The sequence below is a fragment of the Bacillus sp. DJP31 genome (assembly GCF_049310945.1).
In the GTDB taxonomy this organism is placed as follows: Bacteria; Bacillota; Bacilli; order Bacillales; family SA4; genus Bacillus_BS.
In genome coordinates this window covers 1-8,221 of sequence record NZ_JBMERO010000051.1, presented here as the reverse complement: position 1 = coordinate 8,221, position 8,221 = coordinate 1, and the positions used below count along the sequence as shown (strand labels likewise).

The 8,221-nt window shown below is 40.2% G+C and carries 6 protein-coding genes, 2 pseudogenes and 1 riboswitch; of the genes and pseudogenes, 5 read left to right on the top strand and 3 right to left on the bottom strand.

From position 1 onward, the window contains the following. Positions 1 to 1,193 precede the first annotated feature (1,193 nt). Entirely contained in the window at positions 1,194 to 2,657 is a 1,464-nt protein-coding gene (locus tag ACOI1C_RS21700) for a S41 family peptidase (protein WP_422512679.1), read from the top strand. A 53-nt stretch (positions 2,658 to 2,710) separates the two neighbouring features. Here ACOI1C_RS21700 and ACOI1C_RS21695 read toward each other — a convergent pair whose 3' ends face one another. Next, positions 2,711 to 2,974, bottom strand: coding sequence for a toxin-antitoxin system HicB family antitoxin (locus ACOI1C_RS21695; protein WP_422512678.1), 264 nt, complete (start codon positions 2,972 to 2,974; stop codon positions 2,711 to 2,713). A gap of 112 nt (positions 2,975 to 3,086) precedes the next feature. On the opposite strand from ACOI1C_RS21695, the gene ACOI1C_RS21690 reads away from it, so the two are divergent. The 4 genes from ACOI1C_RS21690 to ACOI1C_RS21675 all read left to right on the top strand — a co-directional run bounded on the left by ACOI1C_RS21690 (position 3,087) and on the right by ACOI1C_RS21675 (position 7,513). After that, positions 3,087 to 4,280: a PDZ domain-containing protein gene (locus tag ACOI1C_RS21690; RefSeq protein WP_422512676.1), complete on the top strand. Its 1,194-nt coding sequence runs from the start codon at positions 3,087 to 3,089 to the stop codon at positions 4,278 to 4,280. Between the two features lie 151 nt (positions 4,281 to 4,431). Then, positions 4,432 to 4,527, top strand: a riboswitch (cyclic di-GMP riboswitch). A gap of 120 nt (positions 4,528 to 4,647) precedes the next feature. Then, a complete protein-coding gene (locus tag ACOI1C_RS21685; protein ID WP_422512675.1) occupies positions 4,648 to 4,851 on the top strand; it encodes a hypothetical protein in 204 nt (67 codons plus the stop codon). Between the two features lie 3 nt (positions 4,852 to 4,854). Next, a complete protein-coding gene (locus ACOI1C_RS21680; protein ID WP_422512681.1) occupies positions 4,855 to 7,350 on the top strand; it encodes a diguanylate cyclase domain-containing protein in 2,496 nt (831 codons plus the stop codon). Further along, positions 7,337 to 7,513, top strand: coding sequence for an aspartyl-phosphate phosphatase Spo0E family protein (locus ACOI1C_RS21675; RefSeq protein ID WP_422512673.1), 177 nt, complete (start codon positions 7,337 to 7,339; stop codon positions 7,511 to 7,513). The genes ACOI1C_RS21680 and ACOI1C_RS21675 overlap by 14 nt, the downstream gene beginning before the upstream one ends. Positions 7,514 to 7,607: 94 nt before the next feature. On the opposite strand, the pseudogene ACOI1C_RS21670 reads toward ACOI1C_RS21675, so the two are convergent. Together ACOI1C_RS21670 and ACOI1C_RS21665 are read right to left on the bottom strand one after the other, a co-directional pair. Then, positions 7,608 to 7,910, bottom strand: a pseudogene (locus tag ACOI1C_RS21670) (GNAT family N-acetyltransferase); the annotation flags it as partial. Positions 7,911 to 7,925: 15 nt separating this feature from the next. Next, positions 7,926 to 8,221: pseudogene (locus tag ACOI1C_RS21665) on the bottom strand (GNAT family N-acetyltransferase); the annotation flags it as partial.

Here is an 8,221-nt window from a genome sequence, read left to right as displayed (position 1 = left end):
CCGGGACAGCGCACCGTTGAAAAGAGTCTGATCTGTCCCAAATAGAGGTTAATCGGGACACCGCACCGTCGAAAAGAGCCACATCTGTCCCGAATAGAGGTTAATCGGGACACTATACCGTCGAAAAGAGTCTGATCTGTCCCGAATAGAGGTTAATCGGGACACTGCACCGTCGAAAAGAGCCACATCTGTCCCGAATAGAGGTTAATCGGGACACTATACCGTCGAAAAGAGTCTGATCTGTCCCGAATAGAGGTTAACCGGGACAGCGCACCGTTGAAAAGAGTCTGATCTGTCCCGAATAGAGGTTAATCAGGACAACGCACCGTCGAAAAGAGTCTGATCTGTCCCGAATAGAGGTTAATCGGGACACCATACCAACGAAAAGAGCCTCATCTGTCCCAAATAGAGGATATCCGGGACAGCGCACCATCGAAAAGAGCCACATCTGTCCCAAATAGAGGATATCCGGGACAGCATACCGTTGAAATGAGTCTGATCTGTCCCGAATAGAGGATAATCGGGACACTGCGCCGTCGAAATGAGCCACATCTGTCCCGAATAGAGGTTAATCGGGACACTATACCGTCGAAAAGTGTCTGATCTGTCCCGAATAGAGGTTAATCGGGACAGCGCACCGTCGAAATGAGCCACATCTGTCCCAAATAGAGGTTAATCGGGACAGCGCACCGTCGAAAAGAGTCTGATCTGTCCCGAATAGAGGTTAATCGGGACACCATACCGTCGAAAAGAGCCACATCTGTCCCGAATAGAGGTTAATCGGGACACCATACCGTCGAAAAGAGCCACATCTGTCCCGAATAGAGGTTAATCGGGACACCGCACCGTCGAAAAGAGCCACATCTGTCCCAAATAGAGGTTAATCGGGACAGCGCACCGTCGAAAAGAGCCACATCTGTCCCGAATAGAGGTAAATCGGGACAGCGCACCGTCAAAATGAGCCTCTTTTCTTCTTTAATTCATATTTAGTACAAGCATGGCATATAAGTTAATAGTGAGATATCCCACATAGGGTAGGCGTGGTGTCTAATGTTTTTTCGCAAGCTATTGGCTTAAACGATAACAAAAACCTAGCTTTCGAAATTTTCAAACGAGTTGTCGCTAGCTAAGTTTGGGTAAAAGACTTAAAATAGTACATAACTGTAACTTGGATCTTGATGAGGAGGAAGTTTATGAACCAGAAAGTCACAGCATTATTAATGGCAGTCTCCCTACTAATAGGTAGTGGCGGAACATACCTTGCGATGAATCAGTTTGGTGCGGAGCCTTCCGTGACTAAGCAAGAAAGCTCTGAAACCAAGGCTTCGGAGGAACAAGCAGAACAAGGTACTGCAGAGGCACCAGCTGGTTTTGAAAAGGTGAAGCAAGCGTACGACTTGATTTCCGCTAATTATGTAAAGGACATTGAGGGGCAGGAGCTCATTGAAGGTGCCATTCAGGGGATGATTGGGACGCTAGAGGACCCTTATTCGGTCTATATGGATAAAGCGACAGCCGAGCAATTCTCTTCAACGCTAGAGTCTTCGTTTGAAGGAATCGGTGCTGAGGTTAGTATGGTGGATGGCAAGGTGACAATTGTTGCTCCATTCAAAGATTCTCCTGCAGAAAAGGCGGGACTTAAGCCAAATGACCAGGTGATAAAGGTCGATGGTAAAAGTATTGAAGGTCTGGATTTATACGAAGCAGTCCTAAAAATTCGTGGGGAAAAAGGGACAACGGTTAATTTAGAGATCATCCGCCCTGGTGTCAGTGAATTAATGACAGTCCCAGTTATTCGTGATGAAATTCCACTTGAAACCATTTATCCAGAAATGAAAGAATATGACGGTAAAAAAGTAGGCTATATCGAGGTCACATCTTTCTCTGAAGAAACAGCTCCTGATTTTGAAAAGGCAGTGAAGAAGCTTGAGGCTGAAGGAATGAAAGGGCTTGTAATAGATGTTCGAGGCAACCCTGGTGGTTTCTTGGAGAGTGTCAAAGAAATGCTAAGACTCTTTATTACAAAGGATCAGCCTATTGTACAAATAGAAAATCGTAGTGGAGAGAAGGAACGTTTTTTCACTACTACCACAGAGAAAAAGCCATACCCTATCACAGTGTTGATTGATGAAGGAAGTGCTTCTGCATCTGAAATCATGGCAGGTGCAATGAAGGAAGCGGGCGGCTATGAAATTATCGGCAAAACGTCATTCGGTAAAGGAACCGTTCAACAGGCCGTTCCAATGGGTGATGGAAGCAATATTAAGCTAACCTACTTTAAATGGTTAACACCAGATGGAAATTGGATACATGAAAAAGGCGTAGAACCAACGATCGTTGTTGAACAGCCAACTTACTTTTATGCCAATCCAATAGCAGTTGAAAAGGATTTAGCCTTTGATATGAATAGCGAACAAATCAAGAATGCTCAAATTATGCTAAAAGGACTTGGTTTTGATGCAGGCCGCGAAGATGGCTACTTCAGCAAAGAAACAGAAGCAGCAGTTAAGGCATTCCAAAAATCAGTAAAAATTACAGAGTCTGGTACCATCACAAAAGAAACTGCTGGAAAAATGCAGCAGGCACTTATTGACAAAGTCCGTGATCCGAAAAATGATGCTCAGCTTGATTCGGCGTTGAAGGCATTGTTTAAATAATGGAATGAGGAAAACGCTTGGATATCTCATATCCAAGCGTTTTTTGTGTTCATTTACTCTGCCTCAGCTGCTCCAATAGATTGGCTCAGCTTATAAATCATATATTGATTCAAGGAGACTCCTTCTTGTTTTGCTTCCCCTGCTAAACGCCAATGTAGGGTTCTCGGCATTCTTATGATCATTTTTCCACTAGGCATTGCATTTGGTTCAGGAATCGGATCGCTGAATTCCAACTTAATTTCGATAGGGTCTCTTTTTACTTCCTCTAACTCTTTTACGAGCTCTTCGATTGTGCTAGGGTGTAGTTTGGCATCCATCTAATAGCTTTAAATATTTTTCCCGATAAAAAACAATTACGAAAAATCAACTATTAATGATAGAATAAGAGTAATAATAGTTTCGGGAATTTATGTCATTGGTGGTGAGTTTGTGGATATTTGGCTGATTGAATTTTTAAAGGGAATTGGAAGATTTTTTCTACATCCTGTTTTCTACTTTTTTATTCTTCTAACATTACTACTTGGATATTATCGTGTGAAACAGGAGCGTAAGCATTTTCATGTGCGGATTTTTGATAGTATCAGTGAATTGAAATCCATGCTGACTCAAGGATTGTTTGCAGGTTTGATCATTTCCTTAGTGACACTTGGATTGGGAATGGTACTACCAGTTGGGGGTCTTGTGTTAGTTGGGCTCGTGACCATACTCTTGAGCTTGACACTAGTTTTGCGTTTACTATCTCCTGCATACGTTTTAGGCCTGTCCTTTCTACTTTCTTTCATCCTGCCCCAATTTACTACAGGGATTCCGATGATCGATTCGTTAGTCCGTGAACTTGCCTCAATTCACCCAGCCACTTTTGGAGTAATACTTGCCCTCCTTTTACTTACGGAAGGATTTTTAATATTCAAGGATGGTTTACGCATAAGCTCACCCCGTTTAGAAACGAGTAAGCGAGGTAGATTTATAGGTTCTCATATTTCCAATCGTCTTTGGATGATACCTGTTTTCTTACTATTACCAGGAAATGCTGTTACTTCATTTTTTCCATGGTGGCCGCTTCTTTCGTTGGGTGAGCAGACATTTGCCTTATGTGTTGTGCCGTTTGGAATCGGCTTTTACCAACGAACAAGAGGAAGCCTACCAAGCGAAGCGGTTTCTTTTACAGGAAAGAGAGTCATTGCCTTAGGTTTATTTATCCTCCTGTTAGCTGTTGTCACCTTTTGGATTCCGATTATGGGGATCGCCACTGCACTACTAGCTATGATTGGCCGTGAATTGTTATCTATTCAACAGCGCGTTCAGGATGATGACCATCTATTTTTCTCAAGCCGTGACCTTGGACTTGTTATTCTTGGGGTCATTCCCAAATCACCTGCTGATAAAATGGCGCTTAAGGTCGGTGAACTCATTACTAAAGTTAATGGAATTAGCATTAAGAATGTAGAGGGATTCTACCAATCTCTCCAAAAAAATCGTGCTTTCGTCAAGCTAGAAGTTGTTGATCACAACAACGAACCGAGATTGGTGCAGCGTGCACTCTATGATGGCGAGCATCATGAGCTAGGATTGCTGTTTGTGCAGGATGAAAAAGTCGAGAATCAGAAGAATTTGGTTGGGTAATTCTAATATAGAGTTGGACCTAAGAATCTCAATTGTTCTTAGGTCTTTTTATTTCTATACTCTAGGTACATAGACTTAAATTGATAATTAACGTATAAAAAAAGACACTGGATGTAGTATAATCGAATTAGGATAAATGATACTCAAACTCAACTAAATACGGCAAACTACTTGAAAAAGTAGGACGCAAAACTATAGGGGCTTAGTCTACTCTGAAGTTAAGTAGACATGCTAGCCAGTTGCATCTAAAACTACTTTAGATTTCCTGCGCTCCTATGCTGGGGCGTTTTATTTTTGTATCGTTCAAATTACCTACTCGAGAGAGATAGAATAGTAGGTTTTCTTTTAATCTAAAGGGGGTAACATCATGGGGATTGTACAGAAACTCTTTAATCAAAAAATACACGAAGCCTCCTATGACATTTTTGATATGCTTAGTCGGTTTATCGGGGTCAATACTTTTTGTGTATCTAAAACGGATGCTTCATCAAGTCAGGTGTTTAGTGTATTTAATCGGGGAGAGATCCTGTTTGAACGTGGTGCTTTTTTAGATCTTGATGATGCTTTTTGAAACATTATTCTAAATGGTGGTCGGGTACCACTAATCATAAATAACACTTCAGAGCACCCCATTGCGTGTTCGCTGCTTCCTACGATTCAACTTGGTATAAAGAGTTTTCTTGGGGTGCCAATTGTATTGAAAAATGGTGATATATTTGGAAATTTATGTGCCTTTGATTCTCAACTATTTTCCTTCTCGGAACAACATATTAAACTTCTTGAGACAATGGCTACCTTCATGGCGTATATCATTGATTTAGAGAGTATCGCTATTCATGATCCTTTAACAGGTGTATACAACCGTACCTTCATTAAGGAATATTTTACGGAATTAGAGCATATTGAAGGCCAAAGATGTGCTGTATTATTCTTGGATTTGGATAATTTTAAGAGTGTCAATGATACCTATAAGCATGACGTAGGGGATTTGATACTGCAGGAAGTTGCAGGAAGAATGAAGTCCTGTATCAGAGAGAGTGATATGATTGCCAGACTAGGTGGAGATGAGTTTATTATCATCCTGCCTTCGATAAGTAAGGACCAATTAAGAGTATGCGTTGATCGAATTTCAGAAATTTTATCAGCTCCTTATTGCATTCAAAATCATGAAATTGCTTTGACAGCGAGTATTGGGATCAGTCTATATCCATTTGATGGACAAGATATTGATACTTTAATTAAGAAGGCAGATTTATCCATGTATCAGGCAAAGGAAAAAGGTAAGGCATGTATTGAATATTATGAAAAAATAATGGATATCCAGAAGCCCTTTACTAAAGAGGAGCTTAAGTCACAGTATCATTCACTTATTGATAACCACCGAGAGTTAGAGGAAGTCATTCGAAATCAATCCGGAATGATTTTTAAATATAAGAAGGAAAACGATCGTTTTATCCATACCTATTGTGATGGAGAAATGCTCTATAGAATGGGGCTTTCCCCAGGTTTAGCTGTTGGAAAAGAACTTCTGCAATTGATACCCAAGGATATGACCATAGTAAAAGAGAAGATGTATGAAAAAGCTTGGAGTGGTCAGGAAGTTAGTTATGAGGGACAACTGGCTGGTATTAACTATATTGCGAACTTTAAACCTTTACTTATTGATGGAATAGTGACAGAAGTAACGGTTTATTGTATTGATATTACTGAAAAGAAAAAAGCAGAGGAATTAGCCAATTATCTTGCCTATTATGACGAATTAACCCAATTACCTAATCGAAATCATTTTTATAAGAAGCTAAAGGATGCAATAGATACTGCCCTTCAGAAAAAACAACAGCTTGTTGTCATGTATCTAGATTTAGATCGCTTTAAAATAATCAATGAATCCCTTGGTTTTTCTGTCGGGGATCAGTTACTTAGAATGGTGGGCGAGCGATTGGTAGGGTGCACAAGGAAGATGGATTTGTTATCCCGCTTAGGTGGAGATGAATTTGCCCTATTAATTCCTAAAACGCGGGATATCAATGAAACCCTTTCATTTGCAAGGAACCTACTTGATGCTTTTAAGGAACCTTTTACTTTGGTTAATCAAGAACTTTCGATCGTTCCTAGCATCGGGATCGCAATATATCCAAATGACGCGGATAATAGTGAGGACTTAATGAAACGTGCTGATACGGCTATGTACCGGGCCAAAGAGCAGGGAAATAGATATCAGCTATACAATCCGTCGATGGATGAAAAGGCTCTTAACCAGCTGATGCTTGAGACAGATCTTCGAAAAGTTTTGGATAGAGAAGAATTAACGATCTACTATCAACCTCAGGTAGATATAAAGAATCAACAGGTTGTTGGTTTGGAAGCTTTGCTGCGGTGGAACCATCCTGAAAAAGGACTTATTTCTCCTATCGAGTTTATTCCTTTAGCAGAAGAGACGGGTATGATTGTCCCGATCGGGGAATGGGTTTTACGAACAGCATGTGAGAAGGTTCAGGCTATACGAAATAGAGGGCATCATCACTTGTCACTGTCTGTCAATCTTTCATTAAGGCAATTTCAGCAAAATAACCTTGTGAAAATGGTTGAACGTATCATTAAAGAAACGAACTTTAATCCAGCATTTTTAACGCTAGAGATAACAGAGAGTATGACTGCAGATATCGAAAAGACGATGGTTATCCTCCAAAATTTAAGGGAATTAGGAGTCAAGATAAGTATCGACGATTTTGGTACTGGCTATAGCTCCCTTAGCTACTTGAACATGTTCCCATTAGATGCACTTAAAATAGACAAATCCTTTGTTCAAAATAAACAACAGACAACCATCGTGAATACGATTATTTCCATGGCTCACAACCTAGGACTAAAGGTGGTTGCTGAAGGAGTAGAAACAGAGGAACAACTAGATTACCTGAAAAAGAAACATTGTGACCAGGTACAGGGCTTCCTCTATTCACGACCTTTGAATGAAGACGAGATCATAAAGTACCTAGAAGCATTTGAAGAAAAAGAGGTAAGGTCCAATACTAAAAAAGATAGGATTGGTGATCCAGATGGAATTAACTAGGTATCAACGTGTTATAGAGGAAAAAAGAAATCTCATGATTCAATTGGGTTTAAAAAAGGGTCTTCTTGATAGTGAAACCATAAAAGTTAGCCAGGAATTGGATCAATTGCTAAACTTTATCTATAAAAAACATTTTAAAAGGTCTGGAAATGTAAGTCATTAAAATATCCTCTTTAAATGAAGAACCCCTTACAATTTATGTAAGGGGTTCTTTTGTCTAGACTCTGTTAAACTAACCTGTGCTGCTGTTGCAATTGATCCTCTAGTCTTTTTTGAGCTAAAAAGGGTCCTATACTAAGTTTAGATTCTCCAATAATCGTAAAATCGGTCATGGCTACATTGAAAGCTACATTGAAATCTTCGTAATAACGATATTCAGTTGCTCCCACAACGTCTCCGTCCATAACATCCACAAAAACACGAATTTCTTGATCTTCATGTGGTTCTGTCCATAGGTCAAATTCCAACACTTCTTCTGGTGGGAAAACATGTTGCATTAATTCATGCATTTGTTGAAACATTGGGTCATTAATGTCGTTAATTCTAAGATACTCTAGCATCCTAAGCACTCCTCCCTAGTTACTAGTCTTAAATGGATTTTTCCATTCCATAAGTGCTCCGTAATGACAAGATTCTTCGTCCTCTAGATAATTGGCTACCACCTTAACCTGAGTTCGACCACAACGGAGTAGGAAGGTGATGACTGGATCCTTCAATTCTCCAGTAACAACCGCATTCAAATAGTGGACAGGTGACATTTTCTCAGCCATTTTATGATAGCCAGGCATTCTGCCACCACCGAGCAAACGATCTAGTCTTAACCCAACTTTCATCTCAAGTACGCAGAAATCCCTCCACGTAGGGATTTCTG